At 39.8% G+C, this 16,803-nt stretch carries 17 protein-coding genes; 12 read left to right on the top strand and 5 right to left on the bottom strand.

What is annotated here, in order from left to right:
- The first annotated feature begins 2 nt into the window (after positions 1-2).
- Positions 3-350 (top strand): hypothetical protein, encoded by a 348-nt coding sequence (locus NYR63_RS05080; RefSeq protein ID WP_279458470.1) that lies wholly within the window; start codon positions 3-5, stop codon positions 348-350.
- Between the two features lie 151 nt (positions 351-501).
- Here NYR63_RS05080 and purH read toward each other — a convergent pair whose 3' ends face one another.
- Positions 502-2,091, bottom strand: a complete 1,590-nt coding sequence (purH, locus tag NYR63_RS05075) for a bifunctional phosphoribosylaminoimidazolecarboxamide formyltransferase/IMP cyclohydrolase (RefSeq protein WP_279458469.1) — start codon at positions 2,089-2,091, stop codon at positions 502-504.
- 165 nt (positions 2,092-2,256) lie between these two features.
- Here purH and NYR63_RS05070 point away from each other — a divergent pair, with 165 nt between their 5' ends.
- On the top strand, positions 2,257-2,526 hold the full coding sequence (locus NYR63_RS05070) for a GNAT family N-acetyltransferase (RefSeq protein ID WP_279458468.1): 270 nt from the start codon (positions 2,257-2,259) through the stop codon (positions 2,524-2,526).
- Between the two features lie 34 nt (positions 2,527-2,560).
- On the opposite strand, the gene dacB is transcribed toward NYR63_RS05070, so the two are convergent.
- Positions 2,561-4,003 (bottom strand): serine-type D-Ala-D-Ala carboxypeptidase, encoded by a 1,443-nt coding sequence (gene dacB, locus NYR63_RS05065; RefSeq protein ID WP_279458467.1) that lies wholly within the window; start codon positions 4,001-4,003, stop codon positions 2,561-2,563.
- An 83-nt stretch (positions 4,004-4,086) separates the two neighbouring features.
- Between dacB and greA the strand changes: the two genes are divergently transcribed.
- Entirely contained in the window at positions 4,087-4,563 is a 477-nt protein-coding gene (greA, locus tag NYR63_RS05060; RefSeq protein ID WP_005597638.1) for a transcription elongation factor GreA, read from the top strand.
- 82 nt (positions 4,564-4,645) lie between these two features.
- Here greA and prmB read toward each other — a convergent pair whose 3' ends face one another.
- Positions 4,646-5,590: a 50S ribosomal protein L3 N(5)-glutamine methyltransferase gene (gene prmB, locus NYR63_RS05055; protein ID WP_279458466.1), complete on the bottom strand. Its 945-nt coding sequence runs from the start codon at positions 5,588-5,590 to the stop codon at positions 4,646-4,648.
- A 90-nt stretch (positions 5,591-5,680) separates the two neighbouring features.
- On the opposite strand from prmB, the gene bioA reads away from it, so the two are divergent.
- The 8 genes from bioA (at position 5,681) to NYR63_RS05015 (ending at position 13,706) form a co-directional block, all read left to right on the top strand.
- On the top strand, positions 5,681-6,979 hold the full coding sequence (gene bioA / locus NYR63_RS05050; protein WP_279458465.1) for an adenosylmethionine--8-amino-7-oxononanoate transaminase: 1,299 nt from the start codon (positions 5,681-5,683) through the stop codon (positions 6,977-6,979).
- 26 nt (positions 6,980-7,005) lie between these two features.
- Positions 7,006-8,169 (top strand): 8-amino-7-oxononanoate synthase, encoded by a 1,164-nt coding sequence (locus NYR63_RS05045; protein WP_279458464.1) that lies wholly within the window; start codon positions 7,006-7,008, stop codon positions 8,167-8,169.
- 9 nt (positions 8,170-8,178) lie between these two features.
- Positions 8,179-8,838 (top strand): DUF452 family protein, encoded by a 660-nt coding sequence (locus NYR63_RS05040; protein WP_279458463.1) that lies wholly within the window; start codon positions 8,179-8,181, stop codon positions 8,836-8,838.
- Complete coding sequence (gene bioC, locus NYR63_RS05035; RefSeq protein WP_039196386.1) at positions 8,826-9,596, top strand: malonyl-ACP O-methyltransferase BioC; 771 nt, start codon at positions 8,826-8,828, stop codon at positions 9,594-9,596. The genes NYR63_RS05040 and bioC overlap by 13 nt, the downstream gene beginning before the upstream one ends.
- Positions 9,596-10,237 (top strand): dethiobiotin synthase, encoded by a 642-nt coding sequence (gene bioD, locus NYR63_RS05030; RefSeq protein ID WP_279458462.1) that lies wholly within the window; start codon positions 9,596-9,598, stop codon positions 10,235-10,237. Before bioC ends, bioD begins: the two co-directional genes overlap by 1 nt.
- Complete coding sequence (gene smrB / locus NYR63_RS05025) at positions 10,231-10,773, top strand: endonuclease SmrB (RefSeq protein ID WP_005597623.1); 543 nt, start codon at positions 10,231-10,233, stop codon at positions 10,771-10,773. Before bioD ends, smrB begins: the two co-directional genes overlap by 7 nt.
- Before the next feature lie 114 nt (positions 10,774-10,887).
- Positions 10,888-11,751, top strand: a complete 864-nt coding sequence (locus NYR63_RS05020; protein ID WP_279458461.1) for an EamA/RhaT family transporter — start codon at positions 10,888-10,890, stop codon at positions 11,749-11,751.
- A gap of 104 nt (positions 11,752-11,855) precedes the next feature.
- Positions 11,856-13,706, top strand: coding sequence for an ATP-binding protein (locus NYR63_RS05015; protein ID WP_279458460.1), 1,851 nt, complete (start codon positions 11,856-11,858; stop codon positions 13,704-13,706).
- A 19-nt stretch (positions 13,707-13,725) separates the two neighbouring features.
- Here NYR63_RS05015 and NYR63_RS05010 read toward each other — a convergent pair whose 3' ends face one another.
- Together NYR63_RS05010 and NYR63_RS05005 are read right to left on the bottom strand one after the other, a co-directional pair.
- Positions 13,726-14,289, bottom strand: a complete 564-nt coding sequence (locus tag NYR63_RS05010; RefSeq protein ID WP_279458459.1) for a methylated-DNA--[protein]-cysteine S-methyltransferase — start codon at positions 14,287-14,289, stop codon at positions 13,726-13,728.
- Positions 14,290-14,373: 84 nt separating this feature from the next.
- Positions 14,374-15,855, bottom strand: coding sequence for an outer membrane protein transport protein (locus tag NYR63_RS05005; RefSeq protein WP_279458458.1), 1,482 nt, complete (start codon positions 15,853-15,855; stop codon positions 14,374-14,376).
- Positions 15,856-16,343: 488 nt separating this feature from the next.
- On the opposite strand from NYR63_RS05005, the gene NYR63_RS05000 reads away from it, so the two are divergent.
- Positions 16,344-16,796, top strand: a complete 453-nt coding sequence (locus NYR63_RS05000; RefSeq protein WP_005597614.1) for an Rrf2 family transcriptional regulator — start codon at positions 16,344-16,346, stop codon at positions 16,794-16,796.
- The last annotated feature ends 7 nt before the right edge of the window (positions 16,797-16,803 follow it).

Here is a 16,803-nt window from a genome sequence, read left to right as displayed (position 1 = left end):
TTATGAAATACATAACTATTTTATTTTTTTTCTTTATTTCATCATGTGCATTTGTTCCTTTATATTCAATACCGAATAGTGATGCTAAATGGATTCATAAAGTAACAGGAGAAGAGGTTCCTGATAGTTTATATTCTCAATGTGCAAGAGATGCTACATTTAGTATACTTGGAAGGTATGCATATCTGGATCGTTTGGATACAGAATATCTTGATGAGTTGGTAAATATACGGAAAAAGGAAGGGAAATGTTTATATGAGAAAGGTTTTATTTTTAAAACTAAATTATTTAGTGCCTATTGTTATAGGCTAGAAGATGTTTGTAATGCTTACAAAGAGTTCTCTAGATAATATGCTATCGGTACATTGTCTGTTATAAATTAGTCTGTATCGGGTATAGCCAAACTATGTAAAATAACTTTATTTCCAAGCGGTCAAATTCCTAAAATCTTTTGCAATGTGCAAACTTTTATTAGGATTTGACCGCTTGTTTTAATAGCAATTAGTGGCGGAAATGACGCATACCGGTTAAGACCATTGCCATGCCATGTTCGTTAGCCGCATCAATCACTTCTTGATCTCGCATTGAGCCGCCCGGGTGGATTACGCAAGTGATGCCGACTTTAGCTGCAGCATCAATACCGTCACGGAATGGGAAGAACGCATCTGAAGCCATTACACAACCTGCAACTTGTAAGCCTTCGTCTTCTGCTTTAATACCGGCAATTTTCGCTGAATATACTCGGCTCATTTGTCCTGCGCCGATACCGATTGTTTGGCCGTTTTTCGCATAGACAATCGCATTTGATTTCACATATTTTGCCACTTTCCAGCAGAATAATAAGTCTTCAAGCTCTTCTTTGCTTGGTTTACGTTCGGATACTACTTGTAAATCGTCAATTGAAACCGAACCTTGATCCGCATCTTGCACTAATAAACCGCCGTTTACACGTTTGAAATCTAAACGTTTTTGTGCTTGAGTAAATTCACCACATTCTAATACACGTACATTTTTCTTTTTCGCAAGCGCTGCTTTTGCCGCTTCTGAAACGGTTGGCGCGATAATCACTTCCACAAATTGGCGATCTGCGATCGTTTGTGCCGTTTCACCGTCTAACCCACGGTTAAAAGCAATAATACCGCCGAATGCAGATGTCGGGTCGGTTTGGTAAGCACGGTTATAAGCTTCTAAAATGTCTTTACCTAATGCAACACCGCAAGGGTTAGCGTGTTTTACAATCACGCAAGCCGGTTCTGCAAATTCTTTTACACACTCAAGTGCCGCATCGGTATCCGCAATATTGTTATAAGAAAGTGCTTTACCTTGTAATTGTTTTGCAGTTGAAACAGAAGCTTCTTTCACTTCGTTTTCAACATAGAAAGCTGCATTTTGATGTGAGTTTTCACCGTAACGCATGGTTTGTTTGCGTACGAAATTTAGGTTTAAGGTACGGGGGAATTGACCGCAGACTTGCGTTAAATCTTCTTCCTCTGCACCTTGGTATGGCGGAACAAGTTTACCGAAGTAGTTCGCAATCATTGAATCATATTGTGCAGTATGTTCGAATGCTTTAATTGCAAGGTTGAAACGCGTTTCAAGGGTTAATTCGTTTTGGTTTTGATCCATTTCGGCAAGAATTGCATCAAAATCGTTATTATTTACCACGATCGCCACATCTTTATGGTTTTTCGCTGCAGAACGCACCATGGTCGGGCCGCCGATATCAATATTTTCAATTGCATCCGCTAAGGTGCAATTTGGATTCGCAACGGTTGCCGCAAACGGGTATAAGTTCACCACTACCATATCAATACGTTCGATACCGTGTTGGTTCATCACTTCATCATCCGTACCGCGGCGACCAAGAATACCGCCGTGTACTTTCGGATGCAGGGTTTTTACGCGACCGTCCATCATTTCAGGGAAGCCGGTGTAATCTGATACTTCCGTGACCGGTAAGCTAGCTTCAGCTAACAGCTTTGCCGTACCGCCTGTCGAAAGTAATTTCACACCGCGAGCTACTAGCCCTTGTGCAAATTCTACAATACCTTTTTTGTCAGACACACTTAATAACGCCTGTTGAATCGCCATTTTTCTAAGTTCCTTAAAATGAATGTTAAATAAAATACTTTTTTATTATAACGCAAACGTTTGCTTTTTTCATTAGTAAGCGGTCTAATTTGCAAAGTTTTTCACAAAAATGACCGCTTGCAGGAGGTGGAAAGAAGTGTAGAATGCAAAAATATAGGAGGCGTTATGATCAAACATGATTTAGATAATTTTGAGTTTAGCTATCTAAACGAGGAAGGAATTAAAGCCGGAAAATTACGTTATCGTTATATTAAAGATAATGTGATTGACGCTTATACCACCAAAGTGGATGAAGCTTTTCAAGGAAAGGGGATTGCCGGCGAGCTTTATGCCGCATTGATTACATTTGCTCAAGAAAAAGGGCTAAAAATCAAGCCGAGTTGTAGTTATGTAGAAGTCAAAATGCGAAGAAATCATCAGGATTTAATTGCTTAAAGAAAAGGCACTCATGAGGAGTGCCTTTTTGTTATTATTCATTATAGAGTGCCATATAAAATTTATTTTCAAAATTCACTAACGGCGCTCGTTTAGTTTTGCTTTCAAGTTCTCCGGTTGAATAGCCGTTTACAAATTGCACAAAAGCAATGCGCTCGCCTCGAGCGTTTTTCATAAAGCCCGCCAGATTATATACACCTTTCAGAGAACCGGTTTTAGCGATTAGATTTTTCGCTAACGGTTCAACGGAAATTGATCCCCTACCGGAAATCGTACCGTCTACACCTGCAATCGGAAACGTTTCGAATAACTGTAGCTGTGGCTCATTTTTCGCAATATATTCCAATGCTTGTAACATGGTTGCCGCACTGACTTGATTATGACGAGATAAACCTGAACCATCTACAACCACACTGTTATCGAATTTTATTCCTGCTTTGCTTTTTAACAAATTTCGAACTACATGGCTTGCTAGTGGAAAAGAAGCCGGGCGGTTATGTTGTTTATTGGCAATGCTTCTAAATAGACTGTCCGCAATTTGATTATCGGATTTCTTCATCATTTTTTTCAATAGTTCCGGTAACGGAACAGACCAATGTTCGGCTAATAAAGTACCGTTTTGCGCATTGAGCGGTTCTTGAATTTTCCCTTCAAAGGTAATACCAAGACGTTTCAAATTCGCCTTGATTAAATTAGCGCCATAAGTAGCTGGATCTTGTACCGAAAAACTGAGCCCGAAAGGCTCTGCTTGGCGAGCCATACAACCTTTGATTTGATAGCGGTTGTTGTCATTAACAACAACATCTAGCTGGCAATAAGGGGCTTCCGCTTTATCGACGATATAAGCCGAACTAAATACTTGTACCGGATAGGCGGCGGGAACATTAACTTTTGCAAAATCACCGACTTTTTGATTGGCGTCTAAATTGACATAAAAGCAGTTATTATCCACATTGACGGCAGCAGGCGGAGCGTTAAAGCACATAGTTAAATCATTCCAAATCCACCCCGCCGCTTTATCGTGGCTGGCAAAAACAGAGGTATCTAAAATTAAATTACCTTCTATTTTTTCAATACCTTGTTTTTTTAATTGTCCGATAAGCTGATAAAGCTGACCGCTAGTGAGATCCGGATCACCTGTGAATTTGGCGATTAAATCACCTTTTATTATTCCGTTTTCCACTTTCCCGTTCGTTAATAAAGCCGTTTGAAAGCGAAAATCATTCGGTAAAACCAATTTAGCGGCAAGTGCAGTAAATACTTTTTGTGTACTTGCCGGCAACATAAAAACATCACTTTGATATTGTGTAATAATTTGATTGGTTTCGAGGTTTTTCGCAATAAAACTGGCGGAGGCACCTGCCGGTAAATTGGTGAGAAGCTCCGAGGTGTTTATTTCGGCAAAAGAAATACTCGGAATAAAGATACTCGTCAGTAAAAGATTTTGAATGTATGAACGAACGGATTTTAACAACATATAAATTCGGGAGTTGATATTTTTAACAAGACGTTGAATAATAGTCCTTTAAACTATTTTAGTAAACTTGAAAAGGATAAATAATGAAACAAATTCCTATGACGGTGCGTGGAGCAGAATTGCTTCGTGAAGAATTAGAATTTCTAAAAAATGTTCGCCGCCCACAAATTATTGATGCGATTGCAGAAGCGCGTGAACACGGCGATTTAAAAGAAAATGCCGAATACCACGCGGCACGTGAACAGCAAGGTTTCTGTGAAGGTCGTATTCAAGAAATCGAAGGTAAGCTAGGTAATGCGCAAATCATTGACGTAACTAAAATGGCGAATAATGGTAAAGTGATTTTCGGTGCGACAGTCAGTTTAGTGAATGCGGATACCGATGAAGAAGTGACTTACCGTATTGTCGGTGACGATGAAGCGAATATTAAAGAAGGCTTAATCTCGGTCAATTCTCCGATTGCCCGCGGCTTAGTCGGCAAAGAAGTGGACGATTCGGTCAGCATCGTAACACCGGGCGGTAAAGTAGAATTTGATATTATTAATGTGGAATATATTTAATTCGAATTCCGTATAAAGTTAAGCGGTCATATTTCTTCAAAATTTTGCAAAAAATGGAAGAAATATGACCGCTTTTTTATATTTATTGGAATAAATGATGATGTTTCACTAATTCCTCTCTGGTGAGGGTAAATACACCGAGTCCGCCATTTTTTAGTTCAACCCAATGGAACGGTACGCTTGGGAATTGTTCGATTAAATGCACCATACTGTTGCCGACTTCACACACTAACACTCCGTTATCCGCCAGATAATTCGGTGCTTCGGCAAGAATACGTTTGGTAATATCTAAACCGTCCGCACCGGACCCTAATGCTAATTCCGGTTCGTGGTGGAATTCTTGCGGCATATCGTCCAAATCTTCTTGATCCACATACGGCGGATTAGTTACGATTAGATCATATTTATCTTGCGGAATATCGGTAAATAAGTCTGAGCTAATTGGGAATACGCGATGCGCAACTTGATGACGCTCGATATTAATTTGTGCGACGTCTAACGCATCAAGCGATAAATCGACCGCATCAACTTCTGCGTGCGGGAAGCGTTCTGCACAGGCAATCGCAATACAGCCGCTACCGGTACACATATCTAAAATACGTTTCGGTTCGGCGCGTAAAATGCCGGTAAATCCTTGTTGAATTAATTCGCCTATTGGTGAACGAGGCACAATCACACGTTCGTCCACATAGTATTCTGCACCGCAGAACCAAGCGGAATTAGTTAAATATGCCACCGGTTTACGCATACCTAGGCGTTGAATCACCATCTCGATAATACGTTCTTTTTCAATGCGGGTCAGGTTAGAGGAATACATCGCTTCCGGCACGTCAATCGGTAAATTTAACGCACTTAATACCAATTGATGAGATTCGTCCCAAGGATTATCTAATCCGTGACCATAATAAAGATCCGAAGCGTTGAAATAGCTATATGCCCAACGCATCATATCTTGAATTGTCTTTAAATCATCTGCGGCGGATGACTCGCTAATTTCTTCTAATAATTCTAAGTTATGTTCAAACATAGTTGTCCCTTTTATATAAGTTAAAGCAGGCTTATTCTATACCGATATGCTTTTTTGCGCTAGAATTCCGCAAAATTAAAGGAAATAAAAATGAGAACGACCGAGCTTATCGAACTAGACCAAAAGCATATTTGGCATCCTTATTCTTCCATTACTCATCCTATTCCCACTTATCCGGTAGAACGTGCTGACGGTGTAATAATTACACTTAAAGACGGTAAAAAATTGATTGACGGAATGTCTTCATGGTGGGCTGCATTACACGGCTATAACCATCCTCGATTAAATCAGGCGGCAACCGAACAATTAAGCAAAATGAGCCATATCATGTTTGGTGGCTTGACTCACGAGCCGGCGGCTAAACTTTCGCAAACATTATTGGAAATCTTACCGCCTGAGCTGAATAAAATTTTCTTTGCTGATAGCGGCTCGGTAGCAGTTGAAGTCGCTATGAAGATGGCATTGCAATATGCGCAAGCAAGCGGTCAAAAAAATGCTAAAAAACGCACTAAATTTGCCACTATTCGTTCCGGTTATTATGGTGATACTTGGCATGCGATGTCGGTTTGTGATCCCGTTACTGGGATGCACGGTTTATTCAATTCCAGTTTACCGGTGCAATATTTTCTGCCGCAACCGAGTGTGAAATTTGGTGAAGCATGGCGAGATGAAGCGATTTTGCCACTACAAGATTTATTTGAACAACATGGCGATGAGATTGTCGCATTAATTCTCGAACCTGTTGTACAGGGCGCAGGTGGGATGTATTTCTATTCGCCGGTGTATTTACAAAAAGCAAGAGAGTTATGCGACCGTTTCGGGATTCTGTTAATTTTCGATGAAATTGCAACCGGTTTCGGACGTACGGGGAAATTATTTGCGTTGCAACACGCTGAGGTGGTACCGGATATTATTTGTTTGGGCAAAGCGCTAACCGGCGGTTATTTGACTTTATCGGCAACCGTCACGACAGAAAAAGTTGCAACGGTCATTTGTGAGGGAGAAGCAAAATGTTTTATGCACGGCCCGACATTTATGGCGAATCCGCTTGCCTGTGCGATTGCTTATGAATCGATTAATTTATTATTAGAAAGTGATTGGCAAGCCAATATTCAACGTATTGAACGGCAATTAATAGATGAGTTGGCACCGGCAAAACACTTTAAATCGGTAGCGGAAGTACGAGTATTAGGCGCAATCGGTGTATTAGAAATGCAACAGCCGGTTGATTTGGTATCACTACAAAAATTATTTGTAGAACACGGCATTTGGGTTCGCCCTTTTGGCAAACTGGTTTACATTATGCCGCCGTTTATTATTAGTCAGGCGGAATTAACCCAACTCACTACCGCCTTATTGCAAGTATTAAAAATAGCTTATAACGAATAAAACGTCATATATTTCACGGAGGTTTTATGAATGTATTCGAACAAAAGTTAGCGGAATTAACGCAAGCCGGTTTAAAGCGAGTGTTACCACCGATTCAACACGATGGAAAGTGGATTATTGCCGATAATCGTCGAATGCTAAATTTTTCTTCAAATGATTATTTGGGATTGGCTTCAGATCAGTATTTACAAAAACAATTTTTGCAAAAAATCAGTGAAAATGAACCGCTTGTTACTCCGCTTACCTCATCTTCTTCGCGTCTACTGACCGGTAATTTCCCGATTTACCAAGATTTTGAGCAGCTGATTGCCAACCGTTTTCAGCGAGAAGCGGCTTTGTTATTTAACAGTGGTTATCATGCCAATATCGGTATTTTGCCCGCGTTAGCGGATAAAAATACCCTAATTCTTGCCGATAAGTTAGTACACGCCAGTTTGATTGACGGGATCCGTTTAGCCGGTGTGTCTTTTTATCGCTATCAACATAATAACCTCGAACATTTAACTCAATTACTCAGTAAATATGCTGCACAGTTTGAGCGGATTATCATTGTTACCGAAAGTATTTTTAGTATGGACGGCGATATTGCGCCTTTGGCTGAACTCGTGGCATTAAAAAAAGCCTTTGCCAGCCAGTGTCATATTATGCTGTATGTTGATGAAGCGCATGCAATCGGGGCATACGGAGAACAGGGCTTAGGCATGGCGGAAGTATTAGACTGTATCGAAGAGATCGATTTTTTAGTCGGCACTTTCGGTAAAGCATTGGCTTCGATGGGGGCTTATTTGGTGTGCGATCAAGTGATTAAAGATTACTTAATCAACACGATGCGTCCGCTGATTTTTTCGACTGCATTACCGCCGCTAAATGTCGCATGGACGGCATTTCTATTTGAGCGGTTAGCCGAATTTCAACCTAAACGACAGCATTTAGCGCAGCTCAGTGAGAAGCTAAAACAAGCGGTACAGCAGAAAAATAGTTATCCGTTACAAACGCAAAGTTGCATTATTCCGTTTGTAGTGGGTGAAAACGAACAAGCGGTGCAAAAAGCCAAAACATTGCAACAACAAGGTTTTTATTGCTTGCCGATTCGCCCGCCGACAGTGCCGAAAGGTACGGCTCGTATCCGCCTATCATTAACCGCTGATTTAACCACCGAAGAATTAGATCGCTTAATTGCTTGTTTATAAGGAGAAAAAGTGAAAACAAAATTAATTTCAACTCAACAAGCCAATTTGATTATTTATTTTGCCGGTTGGGGCACACCGGCATCGGTTGTCTCACATTTAGCGTTGCCGAACGGTTATGACTTATTGATTTGTTATGATTACCAAGATTTAAACTTTCCTGCTTTTGATTTTAGCCGTTACCAAACCCTCCGCTTAGTGGCGTGGTCGATGGGCGTTTGGGTGGCGGAAAATGTATTACCGGAGATTAATTTGACTTCTGCGATAGCGATTAACGGTACGCCTTTTCCTAAACACGATGAATGGGGGATTCCGCTACAGATATTTAACGGCACATTACAAACATTAAATACAGAAAATCGCTTGAAGTTTGAACGCCGAATTTGTGGTGATAAACAGTTGTTAAATGCTTACCTCGCATTACCCGAACAGCGTTCGCTTGCTGAAATTCATCATGAACTTGAGGTATTGAATACGGCAATCGAGGCAAATCTTGTTACGCCGAAGCTACATTGGACGAATGTCATTATTGGCGAGAAAGATCGTATTTTTTCAGCACAAAATCAGCTAGCTTTTTGGCAAGATAAAAATGTGCGTATGACACAAATGCCTAAAGGTGAGCATTATCTCTGGCAACATTTTTCTGAGTGGGAGCAATTATGGCAAAGTTAGATAAGCCATTGATTGCACAACGTTTTGCAACCCATATCACGGAATATGACGAGCATGCGATCGCTCAACAACAGATTAATCGACAATTGGTAAATTTGCTCGCCAAAACGAACAAACAATGTTTTCGGCGAGTGTTGGAAATCGGTTGTGGCACGGGTGATTTAACTCAGCATTTAGTGCGTGAATATCAAGTGGAACATTTGGTTATTAACGATCTGAGTGATGTCTATCAAGATTGCGTCTTGCAAAAAATTGGCGAAAATCGACCGCTTGTTTCCTTTAAATTTATAGCCGGCGATGCGGAACATTTAGCCTTTGATGGGCAATTTGATTTGATCAGTTCTGCGTCCGCAGTACAGTGGTTTGAACAACCGCAAACTTTTGTTTCGCAAGCTGCGAATCTGTTACAGTCGAATGGTATTTTGCTATTTAATAGTTTTACAACGGAAAATTTAGCGGAAATTCGTCAACTAACGGGTGTTGGGCTGACTTATCCAAGCCAAGAAGATTGGCATTTTTGGTTAAGTAAAGACTTTACCCAGTTACAGATTATGCAACGGCAGATTCGTTTAACCTTTGCTTCACCGCTTGCCGTGTTGCAACACCTGCGGAAAACCGGGGTAACGGCAATTAGTACACAAACGTGGACACGCAAAAAGTTGATGGCATTTAGTGAACAATATCAAGCTCAATTTAGCTGTGAACAAGGTGTTTATTTGACTTATGAGCCGATTTTTATTTTGGGAGTGAAAAAATAATGGGCAAAATCATTTTTGTATCGGGCATTGATACCGACATAGGCAAAACGGTCGCCACCGGGTTTTATGCTAAACATTTGATGAAACAGGGTTATTCGGTGATTACGCAAAAAATGATTCAAACCGGCTGTGAAGGCGTTTCCAGTGATATTCTGCACCATCGCCAGATGCAAAATATGCCGTTAACCCAAGAGGATAAAGACGGTATTACTTGTCCTTATCTTTTTCGCTATCCTTGTTCGCCCCATTTAGCGGCGGAAATGGAAAATATCATTATTGATACACACAAAATTGCCGAAGCCGGCCAATTATTAGCCGAAAAATATGATTACGTTTTGTTAGAAGGGGCTGGCGGTTTGGCTGTGCCTTATGATAATCGACATACAACACTGGATTATATTGCGGAGCAGCAATTGCCGCTGATTTTAGTGACTTCCGGCAGATTAGGTTCGATTAATCACACCTTGCTCAGTTTAATGGCATGCCAACAAAAACAGATTCCGTTAGTCAGTTTGATCTATAATAGTTATCCGCCAACAGACGAAATTATTCAGCAAAGTACGCTAAATTATTTAAGAGAATATATTGAACGCAATTTCCCGGAAGCGGAATTTTTAGTAATGGACAAACAAGCATGTTAGATAACGAAGATTTTGCACTTTTCCAAGAAGCGGTAAAAGGCACGAAAAAAATTAAACAAGACACTTTTGTACCGAAAACTGCGCCTCGTAAAAAAGTTAATGAGTTACGAGAGCTACAAGAACAAAAAGACACCGAATTTTTCTTCTCTGATGAATATGAGCCGTTATTACGAGAAGAAAATGAGAAAATCAAATATTTACGTGCGGATATTGACCCGTATATTTTAAAGCAATTACGCCGTGGCGATTTTCAGCCGGAGCTTTTTTTAGATTTACACGGTTTAACTCGTGAACAAGCAAAAAAAGAGTTGGCGGCACTGATTTTGGCGTGCGAGAGAGAACAAGTTTATTGTGCCAGCATTATGACCGGTTTTGGTACGCGCACTTTGAAAGATCAAATTCCCCGTTGGTTGGTGCAACACCCTAAAATCATCGCTTTACACCAAGCGCCAAGAGAGTGGGGCGGTGATGCGGCAATTTTGATTTTGGTAGAACAAATCGAAAGTCCGGAAAGACGTTTATTCGAACGTAAATAACTCATGACAAGCGGTCGTATTTTTGCAAAATTTTGCACAGATCCGACCGCTTGATCTATCTATCTCATAAGGAAGTTTGTAGAATGCCTGCCTTTATTTATACAGGAGATTTCCATGTTAGAACTTGTGATCGCTATTTTATGTAGCGTCTCTGTCGGGGTGTTGATTAAAGTCGCGCGTCAAAAGCAAATTGCCATTGATCAAAGTATCGCAGTGAACTATATCGTCACGACTTCGATGACCTATTTTTTACTGAATCCGGATTTTAAAGGGCAAACCGTGGTTGATATTGTAGCGAATAACCCTTCGTCTTATCTATTTTTTGCATTAGGTTTCTTATTACCAACCATTTTCCTGATTCAAGCCAAATCACTTGAATTTGCCGGTATTATTCGTACCGATGCGGCCCAACGTCTTTCGCTGTTTTTACCGATTTTGGCGGCATTTACCATTTTCGGTGAACAAATTACCCAAAATAAATTAATCGCTTTAGTATTAGCCTTTGTTGCGCTCGGTTGTTTGCTGTGGAAAACCCATCACGGTATGGGTAAAGGCGGTAAAATTGCGATTATTAGCTTGGCTTGTGTGTGGCTAGGTTATGGCATGACCGATACGCTATTTAAGCAAATTGCTAAATCAGGTTCGGCTTTTCCGGTAACATTGTTTATCGCCTTTGTTTTTGCCGGCTGTTTAATGTTTGTTTATTTATTACTGAAGCGTACGCAATGGCAGGTGCCGAGTGTGGTGGTCGGCTTAGTGTTAGGGGTATTGAATTTCTGTAATATTTTATTTTACATTAAAGCACACCAAGTGATGAAAGATGACCCGACTTTAGTGTTTACCGGTATGAACCTCGGTGTGATTTGTTTAGGGACATTTATCGGTGCATTAGTCTTTAAAGAAAAAATTAATAAAATTAACTACTTAGGCGTATTTATGGCGATTATTGCAATTATCTGCTTATTTTATTGGAAATAATCCGATTTGAATCAATAATCGAAATAACGTAAGAATACGGTTTGAGCTATAATAAATCCTTTCTATGCTAAGCAATGGAAAGGATTTTCTTTTTAGGGGGAAAAATGAAGGTAATAAAGCAATGTAGTCAAAGCTATGTAAATTGGGTACTTCGTTTAGGGAGAGGAAAGGCAGCATTATTAGGATTCTTTGTGTTAGCGAGTTTTGCAATAGCGGCGCAAAGTATTCTCACTTATCTTTTTACCGGCAGTATTTTAGCGCAAGATATTTTACGTTCGATTTCTTTCGGATTGATTTCCGCACCTTTTGTCATTTATTTCTTCAATCTGATTGTCGAGAAATTGGAAAAGTCTAGAATCCAGCTTGAGCAGAGCGTTTATGATCTCGGTATTTTGCGGGAACAAGACGCTTTTTTAAATGCAACTTTAGAAAAGAATAACCGTGATAAAAGCGTGTTAATGGCAACGATTAGCCATGAATTACGCACCCCGTTAAACGGTATTATCGGGCTAAGTCGCATTTTGTTGGAAGGTGAATTGACCGAACAACAACGTGAATATTTGAAAACGATCAATATTAGTGCGGTTTCGTTAGGACATATCTTTAGCGATATTATTGATTTGGAAAAAATTGACAGTCGTCGGGTGGAATTGTTTAGAAAGGAAATAGAGTTTTCTCAACTAATTAGCGATATTAGCAATTTCGGCAATCTGATGGCGGAACAGAATAAAATTAAATTCCATATCGATTATTCGGATGATTTACCGAATTTTATCTATGTGGATAACGCCCGTTTAAGCCAAATATTGTGGAATTTAGTCAGTAATGCGGTCAAATTTACTCCGGCAGGCGGTGATATTTATTTAAGTGTAAAACGAATTGATAACGATCATTTTAGCTTTAGTTTGAGAGATACCGGAATCGGTATTCCGAAACACGAACAACGCAAAGTGTTTGCAATGTTTTATCAAGCGGAAAACTCTCAAGAAAGAAAAGCGCAAGGAAGCGGTATCGGTTTGGCGATTTCCAAACGTATCGCTAAATTAATGGGCGGCGATTTAACCCTACACAGTGAAATGGGCAAAGGTTCTACTTTTACGCTGACTATTCAAGCTGATCCGGTCGAAGCGGAAAAATCGGTAAAAATTAATGCGCACGCACTAAAAGTATTACTGGTGGAAGATATTGAAGTGAATGTGGTTGTCGCTCGCGCTATGTTAGAAAAATTCGGTTGTGATGTGGATGTCGCAATGACCGGCGCACAAGCATTTGAATTATTTGCACAACACAGTTATGACCTGATTTTACTGGATATTCAATTGCCGGATATGACCGGTTTTGATATTGCCAAACAATTGCGTGAACGTTACGAAAATGAAGAGGTGGATTATCTACCGTTGTTAGTCGCATTGACGGCGAATATTATGCAAACCAAGGAAGAATATCAGCAACAGGGTATGGATGACGTATTGCGTAAACCGCTTTCGTTAGAGGCGTTATCCGAATGTTTAAATCACTATTTTAATAGTGATTTTGTGGAAAAAACCGCTGAAATTGCACCGCTTGTCGAAACCGAAGAAACGTTGAATTTGCCTTATGATCGTAAAATTTTATCGGAATTTATTGAAGTAATGGGAGCTAAAGCCGTATTAGCCAACTTTGCATTATTTGCTAAATTAATGCCGGAGTATTTAGCTAATTTACAGCATTATTTAACCGAATGGCAGGCGACCGATTCGCCGGAAATGCGTAAATCTACAGCGGATGAAGCGCATAAAATCAAAGGGGCATTAGCTTCTGTCAGCTTAAAACGTTTACAAGAAATTGCGCAACTCGCCCAGACGGATAACGGAGAGGTCTGGGAACAGCATATCGCACAATGGGTATTCCAAATCGCGCAGCAATGGCAAACGGATTTAGCTTTAGCGGAAAATTGGGTAAAAGAAAATTACTAAGCAAATAGGGATAAAGAATCTATGCTTTATCCCATTTTTTATGTTTAGGATTGACAAATTCAATCCCTTTATCTTTAAAATCAATTCCTTCGAGAGCCAGCAGATAGCGTTTAGCCGGTAATCCTCCGCCGAAGCCGGTAAGCGTTTGGCTTTTGCCTAATACACGATGACAAGGCACGATAATTGAAATAGGGTTACGTCCGACTGCACCGCCTACCGCTCGCATTGCATTCGGTTTACCAAGTTGTTGAGCGATTTCACCGTAACTGGTGGTTTTGCCGTAAGGAATGGTTAATAAAATCTGCCAGACGGATTTTTGAAACTCGGTACCTTGCGGTGCTAGAAAATCCAAATGCTGGAACTCTAATTTCTCACCGGAAAAATAGCGGTCTAAAATATTGCGTGTTTTGCAAAAAATGTCAAAAATTTGACCGCTTTCTTCTGTAGCTATTTGCCATTTTTGAGCATCTGTAGTGAGTTGCTCTTGTTCAAATTCAATACCAATCAGTCCCTTATCATTAGCAATCAATAACAACTTTCCGACCGGTGAATGGTAATATTGATAGTAAATTGTAGATTTCATTGTTTCTCCTTAAAGTAAATAAAAAGGGTGTAATCAGTTTACACGCCTTTTGCATATTCGTAATTTCCTATTTTGAGTTAGGAATTAGAATTTGTAGTTAACATTTAAACCATAGAGGTGACCGCGCGCTTTAGTTTTAAATGCCGCACCGTCTTCTTTGAAACTGAAGCTTGTACCACGTAAATGTGCATAAGCTGCGTCAATAGAAGTATTTGGTGTAATTTGATAAGTCGCCCCCACTGAATACCATACACGGTTAGTATCAGGAATTGAAATTGATGGGTGATTTACACTTGCATTACGGTCATACGCAATACCTGTACGTAATGTTAGATCAGGCGTTGCAATAAATGAGAAACCTAATGAGTATCGGTTAGAATCACGGAAGTTCTCTGTTTTATGGAACAAATGTTTACCATCAAGATCATGGTATGCATCTAAGGCTTTTAAGCGTGACCATTCAGTACGTTTCCAACTATATTGCATTGCTACACGCTCACTTAGTTTATGCCAACCTGAAAGTTCCCAATAAGCAGGCAGATTTAAAGTTAAGCGTCCATCCCATTCTTGGTTATTTGTCGCATAAGTTGTGCCTTTGCTTGTTCTCATATCTTGAGTTAAGCCGTTACGATATTTACCTTTGAATTTTACATCAACAGCAGAATGATATGCTAAACCCCAACGATGATTTTCGTTAAGATCATAAGTTAAACCTGCATTCCAACCGAATGACCATTCATCACCTTTAATACTCGCAACCTCAGTTGATTTATTCATTGCTGATAAACTATTCGCTGTTGCTGCTAATGCAGCAGCTGCTTGTGATACGGTTGTGTTTGGTGAACTTTTCGCCAATGATTGTAGTGTCGCCGCCGCTTCAGGATTTGCAGCTGCCAATGCTTGTAATCTTGGATTATTAGGAATGGATGCAGCTAAAGTAGATAACGTCATTGAAGCTGGCAGGCTGCTTAATAAGGCTGCCCCTTTTCTTGCGGTTTCAATTGATTTACTTTGATCACCTAAAGTACGACGAACTTCTGCTTTTGAATAAATCGCATTCACGCCCGCACCAAAGCTAAATCCATGACCTAAATCATAGGCACCACTTACGTTAAAGTTATGTGCTTGTAGTTCTGTTTTACCGCCTATTGAACCTGCGTTGTAATCATCCGGATATTCTGAACTTAAGCCAAAGTTTACGTTATAACCTAAACCTAATGAAAATTTGTCATTAATTGGCGTAACAAAATAAACATTTGGAATAACTGATGTCGGTACGACATTACTTGCATAAGCATTGCTACCTGAAGCACTAGTTCCTGAAATAATAATATCAGTATCGACTAATACGCCGCCTGCTGATATTTGTGCTTGGCGTAATTTAGTCATTAATGCCGGGTTATTTGCCACTACGGACGCATTGTCCGCAACCGCCGCATTACCTGCGTACGCCATACCGAGTCCTGACGTTGAAACTTCTGCAAGTTGGAATAAAGAAGCCGATACGCCGCCGGCAGCTAAGCTAAGAAGTGAAGCAATAAGAGTTTTATTAAATGTGTGATTCATTAGGTGTCCTTTTAAATAAAAAAATAGCCGTATAAATGGCCATTTTTGTGAACTTTCGTTCATATTTTTATAATTGCTAAAAAGCAAAACGCGGGCGATTCTACGTAGGGATAACAAGGTGAGCAAGTGTATTTACTTAAAAAAGTAGGAGTTCCGACCAGTAAGGTATAACGTATTTATATTTATATGAATTTTAAATTGAAAAGTCGATTAAAACGGCAATAGATCGTAGGTTATATTAATTTCTTATAGATTGGTCGGGATTGTTATTTTATGCCTTTTAAAAATCATTTATAATTGTAAGGTTATTGATTTAAAAAGATGCAAATTATTCTTTTATGTTATCACTAAGGATTATTAATAATCTTTATCATTTATAAAACCTTTCAGTGTGATAAGTGTAAAATTCTTGACTGTAACAGTCAGGTATATCAAAATTCACACCGTAAATCGATTACTATTTCCTTATTAAAAGAGGGACAAAAATTATGAAATTAACGTCAAGAGGGCGTTATGCGGTAACTGCGATTCTAGATATTGCGTTACACGGAAAGTCTTTGCCGGTAAGCCTTGCCGATATTTCGGAACGTCAAGCGATTTCATTGTCGTATTTGGAACAATTATTTGCTCAATTACGTCGCGAAGGAATCGTGCATAGCGTGAGAGGTCCGGGCGGCGGTTATCAACTCGGTAAGCAACCTGAAGAGATTAGTGTGGGGATGATTATTGCGGCGGTGAATGAAAATCTTGACGTAACCAAATGTAAAGGGAGCGGTAACTGTAGTAAAAACTCACAGTGCTTAACTCATCATTTATGGGAACGTTTAGAAGAACAAATCGGTGTATTTTTAAATACGATTACCTTGGCGGAGCTGGTTGAAGAACATTCGGATCACGATTGTGAAAAAGAGCATTGCCACGATCATTCACACAAACATTAATTGCAAC

Origin of the sequence: Actinobacillus genomosp. 1 (assembly GCF_029774175.1) — a bacterium.
Classification (GTDB): domain Bacteria; phylum Pseudomonadota; class Gammaproteobacteria; order Enterobacterales; family Pasteurellaceae; genus Actinobacillus.
The sequence above is the reverse complement of the archived record's forward strand: the minus strand, read 5'-3'. Positions and strand labels throughout refer to the sequence as shown.

Excerpts from the sequence above, each read along its gene's own strand:
- NYR63_RS05015 (WP_279458460.1), top strand. The coding sequence starts at position 11,856 with ATGAAGGTAATAAAGCAATGTAGTCAAAGCTATGTAAATTGGGTACTT.
- NYR63_RS05080 (WP_279458470.1), top strand. The coding sequence starts at position 3 with ATGAAATACATAACTATTTTATTTTTTTTCTTTATTTCATCATGTGCA.
- bioD (WP_279458462.1), top strand. The coding sequence starts at position 9,596 with ATGGGCAAAATCATTTTTGTATCGGGCATTGATACCGACATAGGCAAA.
- bioC (WP_039196386.1), top strand. The coding sequence starts at position 8,826 with ATGGCAAAGTTAGATAAGCCATTGATTGCACAACGTTTTGCAACCCAT.
- smrB (WP_005597623.1), top strand. The coding sequence starts at position 10,231 with ATGTTAGATAACGAAGATTTTGCACTTTTCCAAGAAGCGGTAAAAGGC.
- NYR63_RS05010 (WP_279458459.1), bottom strand. The coding sequence starts at position 14,289 with ATGAAATCTACAATTTACTATCAATATTACCATTCACCGGTCGGAAAG.
- purH (WP_279458469.1), bottom strand. The coding sequence starts at position 2,091 with ATGGCGATTCAACAGGCGTTATTAAGTGTGTCTGACAAAAAAGGTATT.
- NYR63_RS05070 (WP_279458468.1), top strand. The coding sequence starts at position 2,257 with ATGATCAAACATGATTTAGATAATTTTGAGTTTAGCTATCTAAACGAG.
- NYR63_RS05020 (WP_279458461.1), top strand. The coding sequence starts at position 10,888 with ATGTTAGAACTTGTGATCGCTATTTTATGTAGCGTCTCTGTCGGGGTG.
- NYR63_RS05005 (WP_279458458.1), bottom strand. The coding sequence starts at position 15,855 with ATGAATCACACATTTAATAAAACTCTTATTGCTTCACTTCTTAGCTTA.
- NYR63_RS05000 (WP_005597614.1), top strand. The coding sequence starts at position 16,344 with ATGAAATTAACGTCAAGAGGGCGTTATGCGGTAACTGCGATTCTAGAT.
- greA (WP_005597638.1), top strand. The coding sequence starts at position 4,087 with ATGAAACAAATTCCTATGACGGTGCGTGGAGCAGAATTGCTTCGTGAA.
- bioA (WP_279458465.1), top strand. The coding sequence starts at position 5,681 with ATGAGAACGACCGAGCTTATCGAACTAGACCAAAAGCATATTTGGCAT.
- NYR63_RS05045 (WP_279458464.1), top strand. The coding sequence starts at position 7,006 with ATGAATGTATTCGAACAAAAGTTAGCGGAATTAACGCAAGCCGGTTTA.
- prmB (WP_279458466.1), bottom strand. The coding sequence starts at position 5,590 with ATGTTTGAACATAACTTAGAATTATTAGAAGAAATTAGCGAGTCATCC.
- dacB (WP_279458467.1), bottom strand. The coding sequence starts at position 4,003 with ATGTTGTTAAAATCCGTTCGTTCATACATTCAAAATCTTTTACTGACG.